General features: G+C 63.0%; 23 protein-coding genes. 15 read left to right on the forward strand and 8 right to left on the reverse strand.

Annotation, left to right across the window (positions count from 1 at the left end; all coding sequences use genetic code 11):
- The first annotated feature begins 24 nt into the window (after positions 1-24).
- Both JV241A_RS16500 and JV241A_RS16505 read left to right on the forward strand, forming a co-directional pair.
- Positions 25-3,105 (forward strand): MexW/MexI family multidrug efflux RND transporter permease subunit, encoded by a 3,081-nt coding sequence (locus tag JV241A_RS16500; protein WP_115088026.1) that lies wholly within the window; start codon positions 25-27, stop codon positions 3,103-3,105.
- Positions 3,106-3,212: 107 nt separating this feature from the next.
- Positions 3,213-4,586 (forward strand): TolC family outer membrane protein, encoded by a 1,374-nt coding sequence (locus JV241A_RS16505; RefSeq protein ID WP_115088027.1) that lies wholly within the window; start codon positions 3,213-3,215, stop codon positions 4,584-4,586.
- Positions 4,587-4,603: 17 nt separating this feature from the next.
- Here JV241A_RS16505 and JV241A_RS16510 read toward each other — a convergent pair whose 3' ends face one another.
- Positions 4,604-5,518 (reverse strand): LysR family transcriptional regulator, encoded by a 915-nt coding sequence (locus JV241A_RS16510; protein WP_115088028.1) that lies wholly within the window; start codon positions 5,516-5,518, stop codon positions 4,604-4,606.
- Positions 5,519-6,192: 674 nt separating this feature from the next.
- Between JV241A_RS16510 and JV241A_RS16515 the strand changes: the two genes are divergently transcribed.
- The 9 genes from JV241A_RS16515 (at position 6,193) to JV241A_RS16555 (ending at position 15,340) form a co-directional block, all read left to right on the forward strand.
- A complete protein-coding gene (locus JV241A_RS16515) occupies positions 6,193-7,380 on the forward strand; it encodes a hydroxymethylglutaryl-CoA synthase (RefSeq protein ID WP_134063551.1) in 1,188 nt (395 codons plus the stop codon).
- Positions 7,381-7,383: 3 nt separating this feature from the next.
- A complete protein-coding gene (locus tag JV241A_RS16520; RefSeq protein ID WP_115088030.1) occupies positions 7,384-8,166 on the forward strand; it encodes an enoyl-CoA hydratase-related protein in 783 nt (260 codons plus the stop codon).
- Positions 8,167-8,252: 86 nt separating this feature from the next.
- Positions 8,253-10,199 (forward strand): asparagine synthase (glutamine-hydrolyzing), encoded by a 1,947-nt coding sequence (gene asnB, locus JV241A_RS16525; protein WP_134063553.1) that lies wholly within the window; start codon positions 8,253-8,255, stop codon positions 10,197-10,199.
- Positions 10,196-11,320: an NAD(P)/FAD-dependent oxidoreductase gene (locus JV241A_RS16530; RefSeq protein WP_134063555.1), complete on the forward strand. Its 1,125-nt coding sequence runs from the start codon at positions 10,196-10,198 to the stop codon at positions 11,318-11,320. The genes asnB and JV241A_RS16530 overlap by 4 nt, the downstream gene beginning before the upstream one ends.
- A 10-nt stretch (positions 11,321-11,330) precedes the next feature.
- Positions 11,331-12,407, forward strand: a complete 1,077-nt coding sequence (locus JV241A_RS16535) for an acyl-CoA dehydrogenase family protein (protein WP_115088033.1) — start codon at positions 11,331-11,333, stop codon at positions 12,405-12,407.
- Positions 12,408-12,419: 12 nt separating this feature from the next.
- Positions 12,420-12,857, forward strand: a complete 438-nt coding sequence (locus tag JV241A_RS16540) for a PaaI family thioesterase (protein WP_134063557.1) — start codon at positions 12,420-12,422, stop codon at positions 12,855-12,857.
- Positions 12,858-13,040: 183 nt separating this feature from the next.
- Positions 13,041-13,688, forward strand: coding sequence for an NAD(P)H-dependent oxidoreductase (locus tag JV241A_RS16545; protein ID WP_115088035.1), 648 nt, complete (start codon positions 13,041-13,043; stop codon positions 13,686-13,688).
- A gap of 1 nt (position 13,689) precedes the next feature.
- On the forward strand, positions 13,690-14,550 hold the full coding sequence (locus JV241A_RS16550) for a glutathione S-transferase C-terminal domain-containing protein (RefSeq protein WP_115088036.1): 861 nt from the start codon (positions 13,690-13,692) through the stop codon (positions 14,548-14,550).
- Positions 14,551-14,647: 97 nt separating this feature from the next.
- Entirely contained in the window at positions 14,648-15,340 is a 693-nt protein-coding gene (locus JV241A_RS16555) for an alpha/beta hydrolase (protein WP_115088037.1), read from the forward strand.
- On the opposite strand, the gene JV241A_RS16560 is transcribed toward JV241A_RS16555, so the two are convergent.
- Positions 15,327-16,232 carry a DMT family transporter gene (locus JV241A_RS16560; protein WP_115088038.1) on the reverse strand — a complete coding sequence of 302 codons (906 nt, stop codon included), beginning with the start codon at positions 16,230-16,232 and terminating at the stop codon, positions 15,327-15,329. The genes JV241A_RS16555 and JV241A_RS16560 overlap by 14 nt on opposite strands.
- A gap of 131 nt (positions 16,233-16,363) precedes the next feature.
- On the opposite strand from JV241A_RS16560, the gene JV241A_RS16565 reads away from it, so the two are divergent.
- Positions 16,364-16,801 carry an Lrp/AsnC family transcriptional regulator gene (locus JV241A_RS16565; protein ID WP_115088039.1) on the forward strand — a complete coding sequence of 146 codons (438 nt, stop codon included), beginning with the start codon at positions 16,364-16,366 and terminating at the stop codon, positions 16,799-16,801.
- A 156-nt stretch (positions 16,802-16,957) separates the two neighbouring features.
- Here JV241A_RS16565 and JV241A_RS16570 read toward each other — a convergent pair whose 3' ends face one another.
- Together JV241A_RS16570 and JV241A_RS16575 are read right to left on the reverse strand one after the other, a co-directional pair.
- A complete protein-coding gene (locus tag JV241A_RS16570; protein ID WP_115088040.1) occupies positions 16,958-17,869 on the reverse strand; it encodes a transporter substrate-binding domain-containing protein in 912 nt (303 codons plus the stop codon).
- A gap of 35 nt (positions 17,870-17,904) precedes the next feature.
- Positions 17,905-19,146: a D-amino acid dehydrogenase gene (locus tag JV241A_RS16575; protein ID WP_134063559.1), complete on the reverse strand. Its 1,242-nt coding sequence runs from the start codon at positions 19,144-19,146 to the stop codon at positions 17,905-17,907.
- A gap of 106 nt (positions 19,147-19,252) precedes the next feature.
- On the opposite strand from JV241A_RS16575, the gene JV241A_RS16580 reads away from it, so the two are divergent.
- On the forward strand, positions 19,253-20,161 hold the full coding sequence (locus JV241A_RS16580) for a LysR family transcriptional regulator (RefSeq protein ID WP_115088501.1): 909 nt from the start codon (positions 19,253-19,255) through the stop codon (positions 20,159-20,161).
- Between the two features lie 83 nt (positions 20,162-20,244).
- Here JV241A_RS16580 and JV241A_RS16585 read toward each other — a convergent pair whose 3' ends face one another.
- Together JV241A_RS16585 and JV241A_RS16590 are read right to left on the reverse strand one after the other, a co-directional pair.
- Positions 20,245-20,511: an immunity protein gene (locus JV241A_RS16585; RefSeq protein ID WP_115088042.1), complete on the reverse strand. Its 267-nt coding sequence runs from the start codon at positions 20,509-20,511 to the stop codon at positions 20,245-20,247.
- Positions 20,508-22,451, reverse strand: a complete 1,944-nt coding sequence (locus JV241A_RS16590) for an S-type pyocin domain-containing protein (RefSeq protein WP_134063561.1) — start codon at positions 22,449-22,451, stop codon at positions 20,508-20,510. Before JV241A_RS16590 ends, JV241A_RS16585 begins: the two co-directional genes overlap by 4 nt.
- 266 nt (positions 22,452-22,717) lie before the next feature.
- Between JV241A_RS16590 and JV241A_RS16595 the strand changes: the two genes are divergently transcribed.
- Positions 22,718-23,482, forward strand: coding sequence for a hypothetical protein (locus tag JV241A_RS16595; protein ID WP_134063563.1), 765 nt, complete (start codon positions 22,718-22,720; stop codon positions 23,480-23,482).
- Positions 23,479-24,165, forward strand: coding sequence for a hypothetical protein (locus JV241A_RS16600; RefSeq protein WP_115088045.1), 687 nt, complete (start codon positions 23,479-23,481; stop codon positions 24,163-24,165). Before JV241A_RS16595 ends, JV241A_RS16600 begins: the two co-directional genes overlap by 4 nt.
- Positions 24,166-24,168: 3 nt before the next feature.
- Here the strand turns inward: JV241A_RS16600 and JV241A_RS16605 are convergent, their stop codons facing one another.
- Positions 24,169-24,831, reverse strand: coding sequence for a histidine phosphatase family protein (locus JV241A_RS16605; RefSeq protein ID WP_115088046.1), 663 nt, complete (start codon positions 24,829-24,831; stop codon positions 24,169-24,171).
- 207 nt (positions 24,832-25,038) lie between these two features.
- A complete protein-coding gene (locus tag JV241A_RS16610) occupies positions 25,039-25,377 on the reverse strand; it encodes an FKBP-type peptidyl-prolyl cis-trans isomerase (protein WP_115088047.1) in 339 nt (112 codons plus the stop codon).
- Between the last annotated feature and the right edge of the window lie 16 nt (positions 25,378-25,393).

Below are 25,393 nucleotides of genomic sequence, written 5' to 3' on the forward strand. Positions count from 1 at the left end.
CCTTTGAAAGGGACTTGTTCCGCTATGAAATTCACTGACCTGTTCATCCGTCGGCCAGTGCTGACGCTGGTCGTCTGTTCGATGATCGTCATGCTCGGCCTGCTGGCCTTGCTGAACCTGCCGATCCGCCAGTACCCGCAGCTGGAAAGCGCGACCATCACCGTCACCACCGAATACCCGGGGGCCCGCTCCTCCTTGATGCAGGGCTTCGTCACCCAGCCCATCGCCCAGGCGGTCGCCTCGGTGGACGGCGTCGACTACCTGAGTTCGACCTCGACCCAGGGCAAGAGCGTGATCAGCATCCGCCTCAAGCTCAACGCCGATTCGAACAAGGCGCTCACCGAGATCATGGCCGCGGTCAACCAGGTGAAGTACCGCCTGCCCGAAGGCGCCTATGACTCGGTGATTGCCAAGTCCTCGGGGGAAGGCACGGCGGTGATCTATGTCGGCTTCTCGAGCAAGGAGATCGGCCTGCCGGCCATCACCGACTATATCTCGCGGGTGGTGCAACCGCTGTTCGCCTCGGTGGACGGCGTCGCCGAAGCGCAGATCCTCGGCGGGCAGAAACTGGCCATGCGCCTGTGGCTGGACCCGGCGCGCATGGCGGCGCGCAACATCTCTGCCAGCGATGTCGCCGAAGCGATCCGCAACAACAACTTCCAGGCCGCCCCGGGCCAGACCAAGGGCCAGTACGTCTCGGCCAACATCAACGTCAACACCGACCTGACCAGCGTCGAGCAGTTCCGCCAGATGGTGGTCAAGACCCAGGGCGACACCCTGATCCGCCTCAGCGATATCGGCACCGCCGAGCTGGGCGCCACGTCCTTTGACACCAGCGGCATCATGGACGGTGAACCGAGCGTGTTCATCGGCCTGCACCCGACACCTACCGGCAACCCGCTGACCATCGTCCAGGGGGTCAAGGACCTGATGCCGCAAGTTCGCGAAAACATGCCGCCGGGCATGACCGCGAACATCGTCTTCGAGGTGGCGCGCTTCATCCAGGCGTCGATCGACGAAGTGCTCAAGACCCTGGTCGAAGCGGTGATCATCGTCGCCGTGGTGATCTTCCTGTTCCTCGGTTCGCTGCGCACCGTGCTGATCCCGCTGGTGACCATTCCGCTGTCGCTGATCGGTGCGGCGGCGATCATGAGCCTGTTCGGTTTCAGCATCAACCTGCTGACCCTGCTGGCCATGGTCCTGGCCATCGGCCTGGTGGTCGACGATGCGATCGTGGTGGTGGAGAACGTCCACCGCCATATCGAGTCGGGCAAGTCGCCGCTGCATGCGGCGCTGGTCGGCGCCCGGGAAATCGCCGGGCCGGTGATTGCCATGACCCTGACCCTGGCGGCGGTGTATGCACCGATCGGCCTGATGGGCGGGCTGACCGGGGCGCTGTTCAAGGAGTTCGCCTTTACCCTGGCCGGGGCGGTGGTGGTGTCCGGGGTGGTGGCCCTGACCCTGTCGCCGGTGATGAGCTCGTTCCTGCTCAGCCGCCAGGTCAACGAAGGGCCGATGGCCCGCGCCGCCGAACGGTTCTTCCACAGCCTGGGCAATAGCTACCGGCGCCTGCTGGACATCTCCCTGCACCATCGCAGCGTGACCCTGGTGGTGGCGGCGGCGGTGTTCATCAGCCTGCCGGTCCTGTACCTCGGCGCCCAGCGCGAACTGGCGCCGGTCGAAGACCAGGCCCAGGTGCTGGCCGTGGCCAAGGCGCCGCAATATGCCAACATCGATTACACCGAAGTCTATGCCATGAAGATGGACCGCCTGTTCGCCAGCTTTCCGGAAACCGACATCACCTGGGTGGTCAATGGCAACGATGGCCCGCGCACCGCTTTCGGCGGCGCCAACCTCAGCGTCTGGGAAGAGCGTGAACGCAGCGCCGACGAACTTCAAGGCGAGATCCAGAAGGCGGTCGGTGAAATCGAGGGTGTCAGCATCTTCGCCTTCCAGCTGCCGTCGCTGCCAGGCTCCACCGGTGGCCTGCCGGTGCAGATGGTGATCCAGAGCTCCCAGGAACACCGGGTGGTATTCGAGGCGATGGAGAAGATCAAGCAGGCCGCCATGGCCAGCGGCCTGTTTGCCGTGGTCGACAGCGACCTGGACTTCAACAGCCCCTTGGTCAACATCACCATCGACCGCAACAAGGCCAACGACCTGGGCATCAGCATGCAGGCCATCGGCGATGCCCTGGCGGTGCTGGTGGGCGAGAACTACATCAACCGCTTCGCCCTCAACGGCCGTTCCTACGATGTGATTCCGCAGGTGCTGCGCAACCAGCGCATGTCCGCCGAGATGCTGGTCGGGCAATACGTCAAGGCAGCCAACGGCGCACAGATCCCGCTGTCGACCCTGGTCAGTTTCGACATGTCGATCGAGGCCAACAAGCTGACCCAGTTCAACCAGCTCAACTCGGCCACCCTGCAGGCCGTGCCGGCGCCGGGGGTGAGCATCGGCGCTGCGGTGCAGTTCCTCAGCGCCCAGGCCGACAACCTGCCGGTGGGCTTCAGCCATGACTGGCTGTCCGACGCCCGCCAGTTCGTGCAGGAAGGCAGCGCCCTGGTGATCACCTTCATCTTCGCCATCCTGGTGATTTACCTGGTGCTGGCCGCGCAGTTCGAAAGCCTGCGCGATCCGCTGGTGATCCTCATCAGCGTGCCGATGTCGATCTGCGGTGCGCTGATCCCGCTGTACCTGGGCTATGCCACGGTGAACATCTACACGCAGATCGGCCTGGTGACCCTGATCGGCCTGATCAGCAAGCACGGCATCCTCATGGTCGAGTTCGCCAACGAACTGCAACAGGCCGAACAGCTCGACCGCCGCAGCGCCATCGAACGCGCCGCAGAGATCCGCCTGCGGCCGATCCTGATGACCACCGCGGCCATGGTCGTCGGCCTGGTACCGCTGCTGCTGGCCAGTGGCGCCGGCGCCCACAGCCGCTTCAGCCTGGGCCTGGTGATCGTGGTCGGGATGCTCATCGGCACCCTGTTCACCCTGTTCATCCTGCCGACCGTGTACTCCTTGCTGGCCAAGGACCACCGCGCCGCCAACCAGTCGCCACGCCACCAGGAACTGGCCGACGTGAGCGCCCTGGCCTGACTTCAACCGGGCACGGCCTGCGCCCTGCCCGCCTGTTTCCCTCCGCCATCCCCGGTGGCCCCCAAGGGCTGCTGCGGGACCGGCTTGGTAAAAAAAGAGAACCGCACATGTTTCGAAAGTCGATCCTGACCCTGCTGATCCTGGCGCCGCTGGCCCAGGCCGAAGAGGCTAACCGCAGCAGCCTGATGTCGGTGTACACCCAGGTGGTGGCACACAATAGTGAAATGGCCGCCGCCCGGGAGAACTACCTGGCGCGCCAGGAGGGCGTGCCCCAAGCCCGCGCCGAGTTGCTGCCACAGGTGGCCCTGGAAGCTGATGCCGGCAATCGCCGCAGCGACCGCCATAATGTCGAGGAACGCAGCGGCAGCCTCTATCGCCTGACCCTCAACCAGCCGCTGTTCGATGCCTCGCGCTGGTTCACCTTCAAGGCTGCGCAAGCCGAGAGCGAGCAGGCCGAGCTGGATTTCTCGGCATTCCAGCAGCAGTTGATCCTGCGCACCGCCGAGGCCTACTTCAACACCCTGCTGACCGAGGACAACCTGGCCGCGACCAAGGCCGAACTGCGCGCCTTCGAGCGCCAGTTGCGCCAGACCCGCCAGAGTTTCGATGCCGGCCTCTCCGACCAGAACGACGTGCTCTCGGCCCAGGCCAGTTTCGACCGCGCCAACGCCAACCTGATCGACAGCCAGCGCCGCAGCGATGATGCCTACCAGGCCCTGATGCGCCTGACCGGGCAGGCGCAGCCGCCGCTGATCGGCATCCGCCACAGCCTGCCGGTGGTGGCGCCGGTGCCGAACCAGGTCGAGCCCTGGGTTGACCAGGCGCTGAGCCAAAACCTGCGCCTGCGCGCCAGCCAGTCGCAATTGAAGGTTGCCGAACAGACCCTGCGCAGCAGCAAGGCCGAACACCTGCCGACCCTAAACCTGGCGCTGGGCTATGCCGAAGGCGACAGCGACCTGATGGACAACCCCAGCCACTTTGGCCAGCGTGCGGGCAACCAGCGCGACAGTTCGGTGATGGTGCAGTTCAAGCTGCCGATTTTCAGCGGTGGCGGCACCAGCTCGCGAGTGCGCCAGGCCAGCCATCGCCTGGACCAGAGCGAATACGACCAGACCAGCCTGCAGCGGGAAGTGGTGGAGCGTTCGCGCAACGCCTTTCGTGCGGTCAACAGTGATGTCGAGCAGGTACGGGCGCGGCGCCAGACCATCATCTCCAGCCAGGGTTCGCTCAAGGCCACCGAAGCCGGTTACGAGGTGGGCAACCGCAACATCGTCGATATCCTCGATGCCCAGCGGGATCTGTACAACGCCGTGCGCGACTACAACATCGCCCGCTACGGCTACATCCTCAATGGCCTGCGCCTCAAGCTTGAGGCCGGCAGCCTCAACCCCGGCGACCTGCAGAGCCTGGCCCAGTTCCTCAAGCCCGACTACGATCCGGACAAGGATTTCCTGCCCGCCGACCTGGCCCGCCAGGGCTGAACCAGGCCGGCGCCGGTTCAGCTGACCAGGCGCTGCGCGCTGTCCTTGTGCTGCTGGCACAGCTCACGAATGATCTGCGCCATCAGCCGCACCTCCGGGCTGTGCTTGAACTCTTCGGCATAGCCCATGTACATCGGCACCTCGCGCTCGCGCTGGTGCTGCAGCGGCACTCGGCGCAGGCTGCCATCGGCCAGCTCGTCGGCGATCACGTGCTCTGGCAGCCAGGCAAAGCCCAGGCCGCGCTCGACGAAGGTCTTGGCCGCCGCCAGGCTGCTGACCGTCCAGCGCTGCGAGGTACCGAGCCAGCCGCTGTTCTGCGAACTGCGCGTACCCGAGTCGCGGATCACCACCTGGCGGTGAGTCTTCATGTCATCCAGGCTCAGCTCGCCCTCGACCGCCGCCAGCGGATGGTCGGCGGCCACCACGCAGATCAGCGAGACATTGAGCAGGAACTCCTGCAGGTAACCGGACGGCAGGCTGCTGGCGATACCCAATTCGACCTTGCCGTCTTCCAGCAGCTCGCGGGCTCCGGACAGGGCGGTTTCGTACAAACGGATGCGGTGGTCCTTGAAGGTCGAGGAGAACTCATGCAAGCCCTGCTGGAGCAATTCGATGGGAAACAACACGTCAACCGCCATCGCATGCTCGGTAAACAGTCCCGGCTGATACTGGTTGGCCAGGTGTTCGAGCTTCTGCGCCGCCCCCAGCAGGTGCTTGGCCTGGGGCAACAGGGCCTTGCCCAGCGGCGTCAGCACCGCCTTGCGCCCCTCGATGATGAACAGCTCCTGGCCCAGCAGCATCTCCATGCGATTGACCGAATGGCTGATCGCCGACTGGGATTTGTACATGTGCTCGCCAGCCTGCTGAAAGCCGCCGCACTCCACGGTGGAGACGAACGCGCGCCACTGATCGAGACTGATCTTGGAAAACATGCCTACCTCCTTGTATGACCGGCATCGGGACGTCAACTACGTCACCCCGGCGTTTGTACCACAGGCGCAGCGGATACATGAAGCGGGTGACCGGTTCAGCGCTACTTAATTCACTTTTCCCGGCCTTCGCCTTCATGCGACAACTGAATAGCAAAGCGATTGTTCAATCAGGGATGAAACGCCGACCTTCAGGGAGAACGCTATGGATTCAGCGACTCAGGCACGAACAACTAAAGCAACAGCGAAACGGGTGTACAGCGCCCGCCCCTACCGGCATAAATATTCAATAAAGCGACCTCCACCCGGCGCCGCCTGATTATTTAAATAAACAGTTATTGTCGAACAAACCGGCAAAATAAAATAATACTTGTCTTTCACCTGTTCTTTTCGCTTCGTGCTTGCGCGAGGCTTTAGCCTGCCTGTTACAAAGCCCTGCATAGCTGAATGAATACGACACCAGCGTCGTAAAACAACGGCTGCCTGTCATAAAAAAACAACAGTCAACAACCCATGAACCCCCCTCATGAATCCTATCTGAATATTTCGCTTTTCCTGATTGAACCTTCAGCCGCAATAATTCTACCGCCACTTGCAACTGGATAAGTCGGCACCGGAAAACTACAACCCGGGCGTGTATCTGGAACTTCTCGAACGAATAATAAATGGGCATACACATGAAAATCGGCATTGACGATATTGGGCTGTTTGTACCGGAGCACTTCTTTCCACTCGATGAACTTGCCGCACGGCATAATATCGACCCTAATAAATACCTGGTGGGTATTGGCCAGGAATTCATGGCCGTCCCCGCCCCTGACGAAGACATCGTCACCCTGGCGGCCAACGCTGCACTGCCGTTGATCGACAGCGCAACCCGGGCCAGCATTGCCACGGTGATCCTGGCCACTGAAAGCGGCATCGACCAGTCGAAATCGGCCGGTCTGTTCGTCCATAGCCTGCTCGGCCTGCGTGCCGACTGCCGGGTGGTGGAGTTCAAGCAGGCCTGCTACGGCGCCACTGCCGGCTTGCAGATGGCCTGTGCCCTGGTCCGCCAGCGCCCACAGGAAAAAGTCCTGGTGATCGCCACCGACATCGCCCGCTACGAGCAGAACTCCGAGGGTGAATGCACCCAGGGCGCCGGCGCCGTGGCGATGATCGTCAGCGAAAACCCGCGCCTGCTGGAGATCCATCCGCACCAGGGCCGCTACAGCCTGGACGTCATGGACTTCTGGCGGCCGAACTACCGCAGCACCGCGCTGGTGGACGGCAAACTGTCGATCGATGTCTACCTCGAGTCGCTGCAACACGCCTGGCAGAACTACCGTGCCGATGGCGGCCTGGCCCTCACTGACATCAGCTACCTGTGCTTCCACCAGCCGTTCACCAAGATGGCGAAAAAAGCCTTCTCGGTGTTCGAAGATATCGAGCCGGAAGCCGCCAAGGCCCTCGGCGACAAGGCCTACAGCACCAGCCAGCTATACGGCAAAGCCATCGGCAACTGCTACACCGCCTCGCTGTACATCGCCCTGCTGTCGCTGCTGGACAAGACCGAGGAAGACCTCAGCGGCCAGCACATCGGCCTGTTCAGCTACGGTTCGGGCAGCGTCGGCGAGTTCTTCAGCGCCACCGTGGTCAAGGGTTACCAGGCCCATTCGCGACGCCAGCAACATGCGCGCATGCTCGCCCAGCGCACGCGCCTGAGCCACGCCCAGTACAGCGACTGGTTCTACGGCAACAACCAACCGGCCAGCGCCGACTACAGCACCCCGCGCGTGACCACTGGCGCCTTCCGCTACTGCGGCGCCGAAGGTTACCGCCGTCTGTACGAAAGCACCGCCCAGCAGCTGCAGATGGCGAGCTAGGCCATGAGCGAAGTGCTTCTGAGCTGGCTGCAGCCGACGGTTGCCTGCCTGACCCTGAACCGTCCCCATGCCGGCAACGCCCTCAATGAAAGCCTGTTGCGGGCCTTGACCGGGCATCTGGATGAACTGGCCAGCCGCCCCGGGCTGCGGGCCCTGGTGCTGGACGGCGCCGGCGAGCATTTCTGCACCGGTGCCGACCTTGAGTGGATGCGTCGCAGCCTGGCTTTCAGCGAAGCCCAGAACCTGCAGGACGCCGGCCTTCTGGCCGCTGTCCTGCAGCAACTGGACAACTTCCCGGTGCCGGTCATCGTCGTCGCCAAGGGTTCGGTGTTCGGCGGTGCCCTGGGCCTGCTGTGCTGCGCCGACTATGTGCTGGCAGCCGAACAGACGCGATTCTCCTTCAGCGAAGCGCGCCTGGGCCTGGCGCCGGCGATGATCAGCCCCTACGTAGTGCGCGCCATGGGCCTGCGCCAGGCGCGGCGCTACATGCTGTCGGCAGAGATTTTCGACGGCGACAGCGCGGTGCAGCTGCAACTGGTGCACAAGCAGGTGCCGCTGCAGGTGCTTGAGAGTTGCCGCGACCGTTGGCTGGGACTGCTGCTGCAGACCGGCCCCCAGGCCAGCCGCGCGGTCAAGCACATGCTCCTGCGCCTGGGCCGCCAGGACGGCCTGCTCGAAGAGCAACCGGAAAACCTGCGACTGATCGCCCGCCTGCGCACTTCGCCAGAAGGCCAGCACGGACTCAACGCTTTTTTCAATCGCACCCGGCCTGACTGGGTGGAGTGAACCCTGATGTGTTGCGGGTGAGTTTGCCCCCGCTACCCGGCGCCGCCCGATGACGACGCCCGACCTCATTCAAAAAGGAATTTGCCATGTGTGGTTTTATCGGTGTGTATCAGTCCAATCGCCACAATGTTCCCGACCAGGCAGTGCTTGATGCCCTGGTCGCCATCAATCACCGCGGTCCGGACGAACACAGCCTCTGGCGTGACCCCGGCGAGCACGCCGTGCTCGGCCATACCCGTCTGAGCATCATCGGCCTGGACAACGGCATGCAGCCGATCGTTGCCGACGAAGGTGACCTGGTGATCGTGGTCAATGGTGAGTTCTACGACCACGAACGCATCCGCGCCGAGCTCGAAGCTGACGGTGCCACCTTCAAGACCGCCTCGGACAGCGAGATCGCCCTGCACCTGTACCGCCGCTCGGGCCTGGCCGGGCTCAACCGCCTGCGCGGCGAGTTCTCGATAGTGCTGTTCGACCGTCAGCGCCGCCTGATGCTGGCAGTGCGTGACCGCCTGGGGATCAAGCCGCTGTTCTACGCCCAGCATGAGGGCAACTGGTACTTCGCTTCGGAGATCAAGGCCCTGGTGGCGGCCGGTGTCAGCGCCGAGTGGGATGAAAACGCCTACGCCAGCCGCGCCTTCTACCTGCGCGATCACACCCTGTTCAAGGGTGTACGCAGTGTGCAGCCGGGCTGCTGGATCATGGTCGACCACGGCGGCTTGCACAGCGGCCGCTACTGGGACATGGAGTTTGCCCGCCGCGACGCAGTGGCACCGTCCGACGAAGCCGGGATGATCCAGGCAGTGCGCGAAGCCATCGAGGAATCGGTGCGCCTGCGCCTGCGTGCCGATGTGCCCATGGGCGTTTACCTGAGCGGCGGCATCGACTCCTCGGCCATGCTCGGGATCGCCACCAAGCTGCATGGCGAGCCGCTGGATGCCTTCAACCTGTCGTTCACCGACATGGACGACTACGACGAGAACCGCTTCGCGCGCCTGGCTGCCGAGCACAACAATGCACGCTTCCACACCATCGAAATCACCCAGGACCACCTGGCGGACAATTTCGAGCAGGCCCTGTGGCACAACGAAACGCCATTCTTCAACGCCCACGGCGTGGCCAAGTACATCCTCAGCCGCGAAGTGCGCAAGGCCGGCATGAAGGTCGTGCTGACCGGTGAAGGCGCCGATGAAGTGTTCGCCGGCTACCCGCATTTTCGTCGCGACATGCTGCTGTACAACAACGAGCAGCAGGACCCGAAAGTCATCAGCCTGCTGCGCCAGCGGATCAAGGACAACGAACAGGGCTACACCGGCGCCAACATGCCCCATGACATCCACTGGATGGTCAATCAGCTCAAGCACGGCGTGTCCTGGCTGGACAACCAGGCCGGCTGGTTCAAAGCCCTGGAAGGCCTGTACCGCGCCGATTTCCGCGATCACTTCGCCGGTATCGACCCGTACCGCCAGTTCTTCGACCGTCTCGACCACAGCAAGCTGCAAGGCCGCGATCCGGTGCACAACTCGATGTACCTGTGGGCCAAGTCGTACCTGCCCAACTTCGTCCTCACCACCCTCGGTGACCGCATGGAGATGGCCAACAGCATCGAAGGCCGGGTACCGCTGCTGGACCACCACGTGGTCGAGCTGGCCTGCCAGATGCCAGTGTGGATGAAGGTGCGTGGCGCCACCGAGAAGTTCGTCTTCCGCGAAGCCATGCGCCCCTACCTGCCGACTGCACTGTACGAGCGCAAGAAGCACTACTTCCGCGCGCCGCCGGCCACCCTGCAGCAGCAAGGACGCCTGTATCAACTGGTCCAGGACACCCTCAACAGCAGCGACCTGGACGCCCTGCCGTTCTTCGATGCGGCCAAGGTGCGTGCCCTGCTCAACCAACTGCCGAGCCTGTCGGCCCAGGAACAGGGCCTGCTTGACCCGATGCTGATGGAGCTGACCAGCCTGTGCCTGCTGCAACGTCGCTACCGCATGACCAGCCAGCAATGGAACCCCCTGGATGCAGGGGTGGCGGCATGAAGATCGCGATCATTGGCGCGGGCCTCAATGGCCTGGCCTGTGCCCTCATGCTCAAGCGCTTCGGCCTGGACTGCACGGTCTACGAACGCAGCCACGGGCCACGGGATTCCGGGACCGGGATCTACGTCTGGCCCCAGGGCGTGCAGGTGTTGCGCTTTCTGTTCAACGATCGTGAGTTCATGCAGCACGGCAAAGCCATCGAGTACCTCGACACCCATGGTCGCGATGGCCAGTTGATCCACAGCCAGCCGGTGCGTCCGGCCGGGCTGGGGATCCCGGCACCGGCGGTGATGTTCCCGCGCAGCGAGCTGTTCGGCCTGCTGCGCGAGAAGCTCGGTGGCGAGCAGGTACGCTACGAAATGGGCTGCGAGCGGATCGAGAACCTCGGCGATCGGGCCCGGGTGCACTTCAGCAATGGTCATCAACAGGACTTTGACTTGGTGATCGGCAGCGATGGCGTCGGCTCGACCGTACGCCAATGCCTGGAGCCGGGGCTCGAGCCCTACGACACCGGCCTGGTGGCCAGCCGCGGCATGGTCGAGTTCGACTCGCCGCTGCTGCACAGCGACCGCTGCCAGATCTTCACCTCGGCCTTCTCGCGGGTGGTCACCTACCCGCTGGCCGCCGACCGGCCGTACCGGTACTGGTTCGCCGCTTACCAGCACCACAACCAGCCGTTGCACGACCGTGACGGGCTGCTGGAGCTGTTCGCCGACCTGCCCGCGGACATCCTGCGGATGATCGAGCGGACCCCGCACGAGCAGATCCTCACCCACAAGATGATGGCCCTGACCGGCGCCGGGCGCTGGCACAACGGCCGGGTGGCGATGCTCGGCGACAGCATCCACGCCATGCTGCCGACGCTCGGCTATGGCCTGACCCTGGGCCTGGAGAACGGCTTCATGCTCGCCCAGGCCCTGGTCGGCCTGTGCGACGACAGCCTCGATGCCGCCCTGCAGCGCTACGAAGTGCGCGCTGCCGAGCGCTCGCGGGTGATGCTGGAAGTGATGCGCGACATGACCGACCTGTACTACTTCGAAGAAGACAGCGCGGTCACCCCGGCGCGCATCCTGCCGATCGTCAACCGCTTCCACGTCCTGGCCCATACCACCGTATTCTGAGGGAACGAGCATGAGCGAAGCCTATCGCAACGACGTGCGCGCCTTTGTCAGCCAGCACATCAGCCCCAATGTGGCGCAGTGGGAAGAGTCCGGGGCCTACCCGCCACAACTCAATCAGCTGGCCGGCGAAGCCGGGTTGCTCAACCTGGGCCATACCAGCGCAGTGTTGCCGGACGATCCACAGCGCCTGGCGATCCTGGTCGAGGAACTGACCCGCAGCGGTGCCCAAGGCATCACCATGGGCCTGGGTTCGCACCTTGTGAGCCTCAAGGCCCTGCAGGCCAGCGCCCCGGAACTGGCCGCCGACCTGATCCCGGCGGTGCTCGATGGCCGCCAGAGCATCGCCCTGGCGATCACCGAAAGCCAGGCCGGCTCCGACCTGCGCGCCCTCACCTGCCGCGCCGAACGCCACGCCGACGGCTACCGGTTAAGCGGCCACAAGGCGTTCATCTGCAACGGCGCGCGGGCCGACTGGCTGTTGCTGGTCGGCCACTGTGAAGACGGCCTGGCCTTGTTCCTGGTCGACGGCAAGGCCGCCGGTATCAGCCATACGCCGCGCCAATGCCTGGGCTGGCGCTGCCTGCCGCTGGCCGACCTGAGCTTCGACAACACCCCGGTGGTACGCCTGACCCAGGGCGGCGGTGTCGGCCGTCTGCTGCAGGGTAGCCTGCAGCAGGAGCGTCTGAACCTGGCGGTAATGGCCAGCACCTCTGCCGATATCGCCCTGCAGCAAGCCATTGCCTGGTGCAGGCAGCGCAAGGTCGGCGGCAAGGCCCTGATCGACAAATCGGTGATTCGCCATCGCCTGAGCGAGCACTACGCGCAACTGAGCGTCAGCCGTCATTACGTGCAGGCCTGCGTGACCTTGCAGGCCGCCGGCCAGTTGAGCCCGCACCAGGTGGCAATCGCCAAGAACAGCGCGGTACAGACCCTGGAAACCATCGCCCGCGATGCCGTGCAATTGCAGGGCGCCCACGGTTGCATGGCGCCCAACGGCGTCGAACGCATTCACCGCGATGCCCGCCTGCTGGCGATCGGCGGCGGTACCCACGAAATCATGCTGGAAATCATTGCCCGGCAACTGTGAAGGAACACAGCCATGAGTCAGATCAGTGAACACGCCGCCGCCCACTCCAGTGCGCTGCTCGAACACGCCTACCAGCGCTACTGCGGGCTCGAACTGCTGGAGCAATCGCCTGGCGCCTGCACCTGCCGCCTGCGGGTCACCGAAGCCATCGACAACCTCAGCCACACCCTGCACGGCGGGGTGATCTATTCGATGCTCGATGTGGTCAGCATGCTTGCCACGCTGCCGATTCTCGGCCCCGAGGAATATGCCCTGACCAGCAGTTTCAATACCATGCTGATGTCGGCCAGCCCCTTGCACAGCGAGCTGGAGTTCAAGGCCCGGGTGATCCGTGACGGGCGCAATCTGATCTTCACCCAGGCCGACGCCTGGCGGCTCAATGCCGATGGCAGCCGCACCCAGGTGGCCAGCGCGCAACTGACCAAGTTTCGCCTCAAACACCAGTGGTAAGGGCTGCTCCCGCAGCCCCGGCAAACAGCCCGGTAGCGCACTCGCCTGCGCCACCGGGCTGTTTGCGTTGGGGGCCGGGAAATACATGAAGACCCTTGAAGTTTGAACCTGAATATATGCGCTATTTTTGTCCGGCCAATTGTTAAAAACTCTAGTGACTCCCTCATCACAAGAGTTCAAGCCATGAATCACAAAGTATTGGTCATTCGTTCTTCGATCAAAACCGACGGCGGTTTTTCCGGGCAACTGGTCGACAACTTCCTTGCAGAACTCAAGGAGGTGATTCCAGAAGCCTCGATTGTCGTGCGCGACCTGCACGCCCAGCCGATCCCGCACCTCAACGCGGTGACCATGGATGCCCTGTACGGTGGCGATGCCAGCAGCGCCGAAGCCAGCGCCGCGCTGAAACTGTCCAACGAACTGATCGAAGAACTGCAGGAAGCCGACCGCGTGGTCATCGGCCTGCCCCGCTACAACTTCGGCGCACCGTCGATCCTGCATGCCTGGGTCGACTATCTGGTACGCGCCGGCGTCACCTTCAACTACGTCGATGGCGCCCCGGTCGGGTTGATCAACGACAAACCGGTGCATGTGCTCAACACCAGCGGTGGCGTCTACAGCCAGGGCAGCGACAGCCTGGCCGGCTGGCTCTCGCAGACCCTGGGCTTCATCGGCCTGCAGCACGTCGAATTCATCTACGCCGAAGGCCTGGGCATGGGCGAGGAAAGCCTGGCCAACGGCCTGGCCGCTGCCCGTCGGCAGATCCAGCACAGCATTGAATCCATGGGCGCACGCCCGCGCCTGAGCCTGGCTGCCGCGCAAGGGAGGTAACATGTCCAAAGCGAACGACAACACCCTGGGTGAAGCGCTGATCCTCAGCGAACTGGTGGCCGAACCCAACCGCTATCACCTGTACATCTCCCACGCCTGCCCATTCTCGCACCGCGTGCACCTGGTGCAGAGCCTGCTGGGCCTGGGCGATGCGCTGGATGTCACCTCGGTGGCGGCGCGTCGCTACGACAAGGGCTGGGAGTTCGATGAACGCGACCAGGATCCACTGCACAAGGACGTAACGCTGCTGTCGACCCTGTACCAACGCTCGCACCCGGACTTCAGCGGCAACCAGTCGGTGCCGGTGCTCTGGGACCGACGCAAGGACTGCATCGCCCACAACGATTCGGCCGAGCTGGCCCTGCAGATGGCCACCCGCCTGCTGCCCCTGGCGCGCACCCCGCTGGACCTGGTGCCGGAGCGCTCCAGCTGCGACATCGTCGAGCTCAACAGCTGGCTGCACACCAACATCAACCGCATGGTCTACCACATGGGCTTTGCCCCCGACCAGCACAGCTACGACAAGGCCTACGCGCAGTTCTTCGCGGCCATGGACAGCCTGGAAAACCGGCTGCGCAAGCAGCCTTACCTGGTCGGTGGCACGCTGAGCCTGAGCGACCTGTTCCTGCTGCCGACGCTGATCCGCTATGAAGCGGTGTACTACGTGCACTTCAAGGCCAACTTCAAGACCTTGAGCGAATACCCGGCGCTGTATGAGTACCTGTGCCGCCTGGTACGGATTCCGGAGATCTACCGCACCATCGACATGGCCCATATCAAGCTGCATTACTACTACTCCCACGACCACATCAACCCGACCCGTATCGTCCCCCAGGGCCCAGCCCTGCCCTGGCTGAACTGACCTGGGCCTGTCGCGGCGCCGTGGCCCGCGGCAGGACTCCTCGCAATCAGGCAGGAGCGTCTACACTGGCTTTCCCACCCTTAGCTGGAGAACGGCCATGAGCGACACCCCATCCATTGTCCTGGTTCATGGTTTCTGGGGCGGCGCCGCCCACTGGAGCCGGGTCATCCTTGAGCTGTCACGCCTGGGCCACCGCAACCTGCATGCGGTGGAAATGCCCCTGACCTCGCTTGCCGACGACGCCGAACGCACGCGCAAGATGGTCGCCTCAATACCCGGCAAGGTGTTGTTGGTCGGTCATTCCTATGGCGGCGCGGTGATTACCCAGATGGGCAACCAGAAAAATGTCGCGGGCCTGGTCTACATTGCCGCCTTTGCCCCTGATAACGGCGAGAGCCCCGGCGGCATCACCGCCCAGCACCCGCCGGAAGCGGCCGCCAACCTGCAACCGGACGGCGATGGCTACCTGTGGATCAAACCCGACAAGATGCATGAGAGTTTTTGCCAGGACCTGGGCAAGGATGAAGGGCTGGTCATGAGCGTGACCCAGAAAGCGCCGCTGGCCAGCACCTTCGGCGACACCATCGGCGACCCTGCGTGGAAACACAAACCCACCTGGTACCAGCTCTCGACCCACGACCGGATGATCCACCCGGACAACCAGCAACTCATGGCTCAACGCATGCAACCCAAGGAGCTGCTCAAGCTGGACGCCAGCCACGCCTCACTGGCCTCCAGGGCCGCCGAAGTGGCAGCCCTGATCGACCGTGCGGCGGTCAGTCTGGCTTGACCGCCGGGACCTTCAGCGCGGGTTTGAACCACCAGCCTTGCTGCATGCCGGCCGCGGCCAGCAGGATCGCGGCCACGCCCAGCCATTGCAGTGGTTCAAGCCGATGGCCGAAGGCGAACCAGTCGACGAAGATCGCCGCGATCGGGTAGATGAACGACAGCGCCCCGGTCAAGGCGGTCGGCAGTTTCTGGATCGCGCCATACAGCAGCACGTACATCACCCCGGTGTGAACGATGCCCAGGGTCACCAGGCTGGCGAGCGCGCCGACATCGCCTGGCAGGCCGCTGGTGTTGGCCCAGGGCGCCAGCAGGAGAATGCCGGTGCACACCTGGATCAGGGCGATCAGGTGCGGCGGGGTGCCGCTCAGGCGCTTGATGATCAACGCCGCCACTGCATAGAGAAGCGCCGCGCCCAAGGCCAGGGCGATGCCCAGCAGGTAATCGTTGCCACTACCGCCCTGGCTGCCATGGGCGCTGACGATCGCCAGCATCCCGGCAAAGGAAACCGCCAGCCAGAACAGCTTGGGCACGGTGATCTTCTCACCGAGAAACAGCGCCGCCAGGCCGACCAGCATGAACGGTTGGACGTTGTACACCGCGGTACCGATGGCAATCGAGGCGCGGGAATAAGACGCGAACAGCAACACCCAATTGCCGACGATGGCCACGCCGCTGAGCACCGCCAAGGCGAAGGTGGTCAGGGTCAGGAGGCTGGGCTTGAGAAAGCCCATGGCCAGGCAGATCAGCAACAAGGTCCCGGCACCGAACACGCAGCGCCAGAACACCACATCCAGCACCGGTTGCCCGGACACCAGCACAAACCAGCCAATGGTCCCGGAAATCAACATCGCGGCGACCATTTCGAACGACCCACGGCGTATTGAACTGTCCATCACTCACCTCCTTGACGATGGGCAAATTATGGCAAGGGTGCCGGGGCCCGTTCCAGTTGATAAAACAGGCTAGACTGACTCTCTACCTTTACTATCAAGGCAGTTTTCGATTTTTGCCTAACGAGGCCCGTATGACCGACGACATTGACCAGCTGTTGATCAAGGCACTGATGGAAGACTCGCGGCGCTCGCTCAAGGCCCTGGCGCAGCTCAGCGGTTTGTCTTCGCCCAGTGTCAGTGAACGCCTGCGCCGGCTGGAGGAGCGCGGCGTGCTCAAGGGCTACACGGTGGAGATCGACCCGCGCTGCTTCGGTTACCAGCTGCAGGCCATTGTGCGGGTGCGGCCGTTGCCGGGGCAGTTGCAAGAGGTTGAACGGCAGATCATGGCCATCCCCGAGTTCACCGAGTGCGACAAGGTCACCGGCGATGACTGCTTTATCGCACGCTTGCACGTACGCTCGATGGAAGAGCTCGACACCGTGCTGGACAAGCTCAACAGCCATGCCGAGACCAACACCGCAATCGTCAAGAAAACCCCGGTGAAACGGCGCTTGCCACCGATGGCCTGAACGATCCGCGGCCACTGTGGGAGCTGGCTTTGCCAGCGATCGAGCGCGCAGCGGTCGCAAGTGAGGCCGCAGATGGGGTGCTGACCGCACTGGCCTCATCGCCGGCAAGGCCGGCTCCCACAGTGGCGCTGTGTGTCCCCTGCAAGAGCTGGGGCGTTACTGCACCGGCTCACTCGAGGGCCTGGCAATCAGGCCCTTCAGTTCACTGGTCATCGGAAACTCCAGGTTCAGGCCATTGGGCGGGATCGGCTGCTGGAACCAGCGGTTGTAGATTGCCTCGATGCGCCCGCTGCGATAGACATCCGCCAGCGCCTCGTTGACCAGCGCCAGCAAGCCGTCATCACCCTTGCGCACCATGCAGCTGTAGATCTCCTTCGATTGCGCCTTGCCCACCACCACCCAGTCGTGCGGGTTGCGCGCCTTGGCCCGCTCGCCGTACAGCAGTGCATCGTCCATGTAGAACGCCGCAGCGCGCCCGGACTGCAGCATCATGAACGCCTCGCCGTGGTCCTTGGCACTGATCACCGAAGCCCCCAACTGGTGCTCCAGGTTGTAGTTCTTCAGGTACTTCTCATTGGTGGTGCCCGCCGTGCTCACCACATTCTTGCCCTTGAGGTCATCCAGGCCCTGGATGCCGCTGTCCTTTTTGGTCAGCAGCTGGCCTTTGACGAAAATAAAGCCATAGGAGAAATCCACCTGCTTCTGCCGCTCGGCAGTAACCCCGGTGGTTCCGCACTCCAGATCGACCGTACCGTTCTGCACCAGCGGGATACGCGTCTGTGAGGTCACCAGGTTGTAGCGCACCTTAAGCGGTGGCACTGCCAGCTTAGCCTGCAGGTGCTTGACGATTTCAGCCGCCAGGTCGACCGAGTAGCCCATGGGCTTGCCGCTGTGATCGCCCACATAAGAAAAAGGAATGGACGAGTCGCGATAGCCGAGGGTGATGCTGCCGGACTCGGCGATTTTCTTCAGGCTGCCGGTGAGCGGCGGCGTTTCAGCCAGAATCGGCTGTGCAAAACACAATGACAGGGCAAGTAGAGCAGGACGGTGCAAACGGGTAATCGACATCGGGACACTCCTTGCGTTTGTTGTTCTTGTTCAGGTCAGGCCGCCCGTGGGGTCAGGCCGTGCAGGTCGATCGACGGCGCGCGGCCGCCTATCAGTTCGGCCAACAGTCGGCCACTGGCGCAGGCCAGAGTGAAGCCCAGAGCACCGTGGCCAAGGTTGAGCCAGAGGTTGCGATACGCCGTAGCACCGAGCAACGGCACGCCCCTGGGGGTTGCCGGGCGCATGCCGGCCCATTCGCGGGCATGCTGATAATCGGCGGCACCGGGCAAGGTCGCCTCAGCCAACTGACGCATGCTGGCCAGCCGCGGCGGATCCAGCGATTCATCAAAGCCGACAATATCGACCATGGCGGCAATGCGTAGCTGGTTTTCGAGGCGGGCATAGACGATCTTGCGGTCGTAGTCGGTAATGCTCACCTCAGGCGCCCGGTGCCCGGCCTGGATCGACGCAGTCAGGCTGTAGCCCTTGAGGGGATAGATTGGCAGGTGCAGCCCGGGCAGGCCGAGGCTGGCACTGCGGTGCCCGGCACACAGCACCAGACGCTCCACCGGCAAGACCTGCTCACCCAGTTCCAGCGCCTGCACCACCCCGCCACTGTGGTGGATGCGCGTCACCGCCTGGCCGAGCATCAAGCGGCATTGCCCCGAAGCCTGAAGGCGCTCGACCAGGGCCAGGCAGAAGCGGTGACAATCAGCGACCTCCTCGTCGGCGGTGAACACCCCGCCAATGAACGGCGCATGGGTCAATGCCGGCTCCAATGCGCTGATCTCCTGCGCATCCAATACCTGCTGACCATGCGGGTCGAGCATATGCAGGCGGGCATGCTCGAAGCTTGCGCGGTTGCGAAAGGTCACCAGCTTGCCGTTGCGCCGCCAGGCAAAGCCGTCCAGGCCATCTTCCTCGCGCCATTGCGCCAAGGTGCTCTGGCTGTGCAGCGCCAGGCGCAGCAGGTGTGCGGCATTGGCGCGATTGACCGAACTGCGGCAGGCGGCCATGAACGCGCCCATCCAGCGCCACTGCGCCAGGTCCAGGCGGGGGCGCAGTTTCAGCGGCGATTCGCTGCGCAGCAGCCAGCCCAGCGCTTGCAGCGGCACCCCGGCATCGGCCAGCGGCGCGACATAGCGATAGGACAGCTGCCCGCCATTGGCAAAGCTGGTGCCGCCCGCAAGGTTGTCCCGCGCCTCGATCAGGTCGACGGCAAAGCCTTCGCGCACCAGGGCATACGCCGTTGCCAGACCAATAACGCCGCCGCCGATGACCGTTACCCGCTGTGCCATGTGCTTTTCATCCGCCAATCTGAAGGCCTTCAGACTAGGCCCGGTGACAGCCTGGCGATAATGAATAAAAATGGGTAAAGCATAAACAAAGGTTATGGGCGATCCCATGCGCTTGCGTCATATCGAAGTGTTCCAGGCCATCCGCCAGACCGGCTCCATCAGCGGCGCCGCGCAACTGCTGCACGTGACTCAGCCAGCGGTGTCGAAGATACTCCAGCATGCCGAAGCACAGCTGGGCTTCCCGCTGTTCCTGCGGGTGCGCGGCAAGTTGCAGATCACCCCCGAGGCCCTGGCGCTGGAGCGCGAAGTCGACAAGGTCAGCGACAGCGTAGAGGGGGTTCGGCGCCTGGCTGCCAGCCTGCGCCGGCAACCGGGCATGACCCTGCGCATGGGGGCAACGCCGGCGTTGGCGCTGTCGCTGTTCCCCCCGGTGATCAGCCAGTGGGCCGAGCGCCATCCACAATCCGAGTGCGAACTGTCGAGCTTGCACAGCCGCGAGCTGGTGCAGCAGTTGTTGATGCGCGAGATCGATGTCGCCCTGACCTTGCGCCATCCCGAACACCCCGGCCTGAATGTGCAGCCTCTGGCCCATGGAATGCTGGTGGTACTGGCGCCCAGAGGCTATTGGAGCGAAGACCGCCAGGGCGTGCCGCTGGCAGTCGAGTCCCTGGCCGATGCGCCGTTGATCGGCCTGAGCAGCAGTGACCCGCTGGCCGCCCAGGTCGGCCACTACCTGAAGAACCTGGAGCCGGCGCCGCGGATCAGCATCCGCGTGCAGACCTATTCCCTGGCCCGGGCCATGGTCGAGTCCGGTGCAGGGTTGGCGTTGATCGATCCTTTTACCGCCCAGGATTCGGCGCGAACGCTGGTTCGGCCGTTGAATCCTGCCCTGCCTATTACCCTTTACGCCCTGACCCGCGCCAACGAGAGCCACCCGCACACACTGGATGAGTTGCTGGAGCATTTTGCCGAGCGTGCGCGGGAGCAGATTGCGCGGGTCACCAGAGGCGTTTGAGCCGGCATGAAAAAGGCCCCGCCTGAGCGGGGCCTTGCACCAGTAAAGAAGCACCCCGAGGGTGCTTCTGATAGCGCATCAGATCATGAAGCCGGACCGTATTTTTTCGACGTCACGAAGCCAGGCGCTACCCACTTTGGACCTTTGATAGGGTGGCCATTGTTATCCGTGGCAAATACGCCATCGGCAAACAGCTTCTCGAATGTCCGTTGCAGCTCGCCACTCTTGATGACCTCGAACTTGTAATCCACGTACATCCGGTCAATGCGCGGATACGAAGATCCCGGAATCAATGCCGTCAGTACATCCGCTACCGACTCATTCAAGATAATGTCTTTGATAGTGCTCATTTCAAATTCCTCATTGCTTCCCTGTATTCCTGCCGGTCACCCGCCTCTTTGGCTTCCTGGGTATACAGCGGATTAGTCCGTTCATTGATGCTGTAATCTTCAAGCGTTGCCGTATGGGCATCGTTCCATACCGAACGATCTTCGTGACCGTCCTTGACGCCTAGCGCTCGATAACGCTCCAGTTCCCTGACTTCATGCGTGTAAAAGCGTTTGTCCGTATCAGTGACCGGAATCTCGCCGCGCAGGATCTTTTCCAAGCGATCAATCATGACATTGTTGGCATCAGAGGGTGCGAAACGCCCGGTGTGAAGCTTGACCTGCGCGAGCCCCGCCTGAGTGACCGATGCGCTCTTCCAATCCAGCTCCCGGACGGGGCCGCCCGCCTTGGCAGGGTTGTACTTTCGTCCGCTATGCACGCCGACAGTGGTAGCACCATCATAAGGCGAGCTGAACACACCATACAGTGGCGCCAATCCCGAGTCGGCCGGAAAGACGTAAATGCCGTCATGGATATCCAACGGGTTAAGCGCTGGAAAGACCTCACCCTCAACCTGGACCGGCGTCAGGGTAACCCCGTTGTAAACTGGAACGTCTACAGGTTTTGCCGGGGTACCCGTGGAGCTGTTGCCGGGCGATGCGATCGGAAAGCTCAGGGTGATTGGCGGCGTATCGGCGCTGGTGAACGTGTAGGCACTGCGCGCAGGATTGAGCGTCAGCATCCTGACCTTGACCTTCGGCGACAGGCCACCTGCCGAACCGGTCTTGACCACCGAGTACTGCGTACGGCTGCCAACCACCCGATACGGCAGGTCGACCGTACCGCCAGCAGCGGCGATCGCCGCCAGGTTCTGCGGCAGATTCGGCGCCAGGCTGCTGGCCGGAACGGTCAGCGAGGTCGACGGAAATCGGTCACTGTTGCCTAGCGAGGGTGAGTAAACCAGCAAACCGATGCCCACGCCGGTGGCGCGATCGAGCACAACACCGGCTGCAGCTTGCAACAGTTTTATAGCACCCTGGATGGCGGCATCGAGGGTGAACTTCGAACCCGTGGCGAGGCCAATGGAACCTGCCACGGCACTGAGTTGGGCCTTGTTTCCGGCAACCGGCACCCGGAAGGTGTTGGCCGCGCGAATCGCCTCCTCGGCCGCCAGACGTGCCTGTTCCTCGGCTTTACGCTTGGCTTCGGCCAGACGCGCTTGCTCTTCAGCCTGACGCTTGGCTTCAGCCAGGCGCGCTTGCTCTTCAGCCTGTCGCTTGATTTCGGCCAGACGACGCGCCTCCTGTTCGGCCGCAACCCGCCGCGCCTCGGCTTCAGCAGCCTGAACCTGAGCCAGCCGCGCCGCCAGCGCAGCAGACTTGCGGTTGAGAATGGCGATGGCCTCGGCAAGGATCCTGGCCTGATAGGCGGCACTGTAAGAGTCGCCGAAGCTGTCTTGCTGAGCTTTGCCCAGCGCCGGGTACTGGCCCAGGTTCCAGCCCATTTCCCGAGCTACGATCTGCAACTTTTGGGCATCCGTAAGCGTCAGTGGATCGCTGCCGGAATAAACCAGCGCCAAGGCCTGATAGGCACCGAGCAGGGCATTTTTTGTTTGAATCAGGCCATCTACCGTGCGCTTGGCGTTTTCGGTTTCGACCGAGGTCTGGTAAGTGGCCTCGTTGCGCACACCGGCTGCCTGCAACTCGCTTTCGGTATCAGTCGAAACTGTTGCCAACTTGGCCGAAAAGAAGGCTTTGAGTTTGCTCTCGATCGCACGCAGCGAGGAATACACCCGACCCCGTAAGTGCTGTTTGGTCAGCGACTGCAGCGCATCCGGCTGCTGAAGAATGGCGAGGTTGTAGCTCAAGTCCGCGTTGGGATCGTAGCCACCGCCCCCACCCGGACCGTAAATCTGTTCCCTACCGGTGATGATGATAGGGGGTAATACAAGGCTTCCTGGCATGTTTCTATCCTTTTACTGCTTGGACGTTTTCAATCAAGACATGGTTTTTGAACCCCGGTCGTTGGTTGGTCACCCTTCGTGGGCGACAAAACTACTGTATATTTGAACAGTATTATTTTACCAGCTCATTTTGCACATGATCCAACGGAAAGACGTTAAAGAGAACCGATCTCAAATGGAGTCGACCTGTTGACGCATATCCAGTCGCCGCCGCCCCTCAGGTTTGCTAGCCTTGCGCTGTTTTTTCGCATGGACGCCCAGCTCAAATGATCCCCCTCCCAAGGCTGCTGCTCTCGCTCAGCCTGGCAACCCTGTTGCCCTGCGCCACTGTTGAAGCGGCCCTTCCCGTCAGTGTCTACCAAGGCACCCAGGGCGATACCGCCGTGGAAGTCGCCCTGACCTACGACGCCCAGCACCAGACCGTCGAGGGGTACTGGCTGGAGGCGCAGCGCCAGTGGCTGATCCCGCTTGAACGCACGCCCTACGACCATCGCTTGCCGCTGCTGATCAATCTCCTGGATAACCCGGACCTGCCATCCGCCGCGCTGCTGATTCAGCCTTTCGCCTTTAGCCACGACCGCGAACTGCGCGGAACCCGGGTGAACCTGCGCAACCGCGAGCGACAAGCGCTGGAGCTCAAGCGCGTTACGCGTTTCAGTGACCGCCGGGACGCCTCCTGGCAGGGCGAACTGCTGCAACTTCCGCTGGACGGGCGCAGGCTGTTTCGCGTGCACGCGCACAAGGCCGCAGGCGAGTATGTCGGAACCGTCGACCGCATCACTATCCTCGATCGCACCAGCGGCCAGCCGGTGCAGGTCATCGACAACCTGGCGCTGTTCTTCCAGGGCAGCGCCAGCCTGAGCTTTGCCGACTTCAACGGTGATGGGGTGATCGATTTCAAAGCCACCCCGGTCGGGCAGTTGGCCAGCGGCGGTGCTGCCGGACAAGACCCGCAGTACTACGTCTACCAACCGGCGAGCAATCGCTACGAGCTCAAGACCGAGCAGCAAGCCAGGGAGCGCAACCGATGAACACCTTGGGCAAATGCCTGCTGGCCGCCGGGTTGCTTGGCCTGAGCCTCGGCACTCAGGCCTACCAGTCTGTTTATCAGGGCTCCCTGGGCAAGCAGGCGATCACCCTGGTGATCGAGAAAACCAATGACTACAAGCATGGGTTCTACTTCTATGATCGCTACCGCACGCCGATCCGCCTCAAGCGCTCGGTCAACAATGGCCGCCAGTTATCCATGGATGAACTGGACAGCAGCGGTCTGCCCACGGCTCGCCTGAGGTTCTACAACCCCGACGACAACGGCGCCTCGAAGCCCATGCTCGGCACTTGGACGGCCTACGCCAATGCCAGGCAGCTACCCCTGGAGTTGCGCCTGGTGGCTGACTTCGGTCATCAGCAGGTCTGGCCGGCGGGCACCCCGTCGTTACCCCAGGCGGCATCTACCGAGCGCTTCTATTTCCAGATTCCGCTGGCCGACGACCACGACCGGGTGAAGACCATCGAGGTCATGGACAAGGCCAGCGGCAAACGCGTGCAAACCCTCGACGTAGGCCTGCCCGGTTGCTACAGCCAGGGTATCGACAGCGTCAAGGTACGTCTCGAAGGCGGCAGTACCCAGGTGCTGCTGGAAACCAACAGCTATTGCCTGGGCAAGGTGTTTGAATGGCGCGAGGCCAAGGGGCAGTTCGAAGCATTGAACTGAGCATCAGCTCGGGCAGGTGTGCTCGCCGTTGTTCAGGCCCTGCTTGTAATTGCGGCTGAGCAGGCTGGCCTTGCCATCGTGCCAGGTGAGGGTCAGCACATACATCGAGTCGAAATCCTCGCCATCCCAATCGTCGGTGATCACCCGTTTTTCACCCAGGGCCTTGCCGGCCACGGTGTTGATCAGTTCCGGCAGGTAGCCGTGGGACCAGGCGGTATAGACGGTGGCGTTGCGGTATTTATCCTGCAGCAGCTCGTCGGCCAGCTCGCCGGTGTCATTGGCGCCGAAGTCGATGTTCACCGGCAGGCCAAGCTTGATGGCGCTGGGACTGATGGTCATCAACGGGCGGATATAGCTGTAGGCGTCGTCCTTGCTGCCCTCTTCGACGTGCCGGGAGGGGTTGGCGGCAAACACATAATCGGCCTTGCCGAATTTCTCTGGCAGCAGCGTGGCCAGGTCCAGCGCCCGGTTGAGTCCCTGGCAATTGAGTTGCCCAAGGCCTTCACCGGGCTTTTCGGCGTGGCGCAGGAACACCAGGGTCTGTACACCGTCCATCGGTTCGGCGCGGCTTTCCACCGCCTCGACGGCCAGCAGGCCGACTCCGGCAAGCAGGGCAAGGGACAACGCAGCGTGACGGTGACGCTTGAACAGGGACGGCAACTTCATAGGGCTCTTCACAGCAAAAAGGGTTGAGGCTGACCCGCCTGTGCCCCCGCGGCCGAAGCCGCGGGGGAATCCCTGTCTGATGTTCCATCCGTGGAATCGGGCATGCTTCAGAGTACAAGAATGCCTTTTGGTTCGATCCCTGAGCGCTCGGCCCTGAGCCAGAGCCACTGTAGCGTGGTGATGTTGCTGAATTAAGACGGACGGCGCTCAATCGTCGCGGGTAAGGACTTCGAGCAGTTCGATCTCGAAGGTCAGGTCGGCATTGGGCGGGATCTTGCCCATGCTGCGTTCGCCGTAAGCCAGATGCGCCGGCACCAGCAGCTTGCGCTTGCCGCCGACCTGCATGCCCATCAGGCCCTGGTCCCAGCCCTTGATCACCCGGCCGGTGCCGATCACGCACTGGAACGGTTTGCCGCGGCTGTGGGAAGAATCGAATTCGCTGCCGTCGGCGAGCCAGCCGGTGTAATGGGTAGTGATCAGCGCGCCCTTGACCACGGCCTTGCCATCGCCTGGCTGGATATCGATGATTTGCAGTTCGCTGCTCATGCTTGACCTCGTTGAA

Origin of the sequence: Pseudomonas sp. JV241A (genome assembly GCF_900275665.1) — a bacterium.
GTDB lineage: Bacteria > Pseudomonadota > Gammaproteobacteria > Pseudomonadales > Pseudomonadaceae > Aquipseudomonas > Aquipseudomonas wadenswilerensis.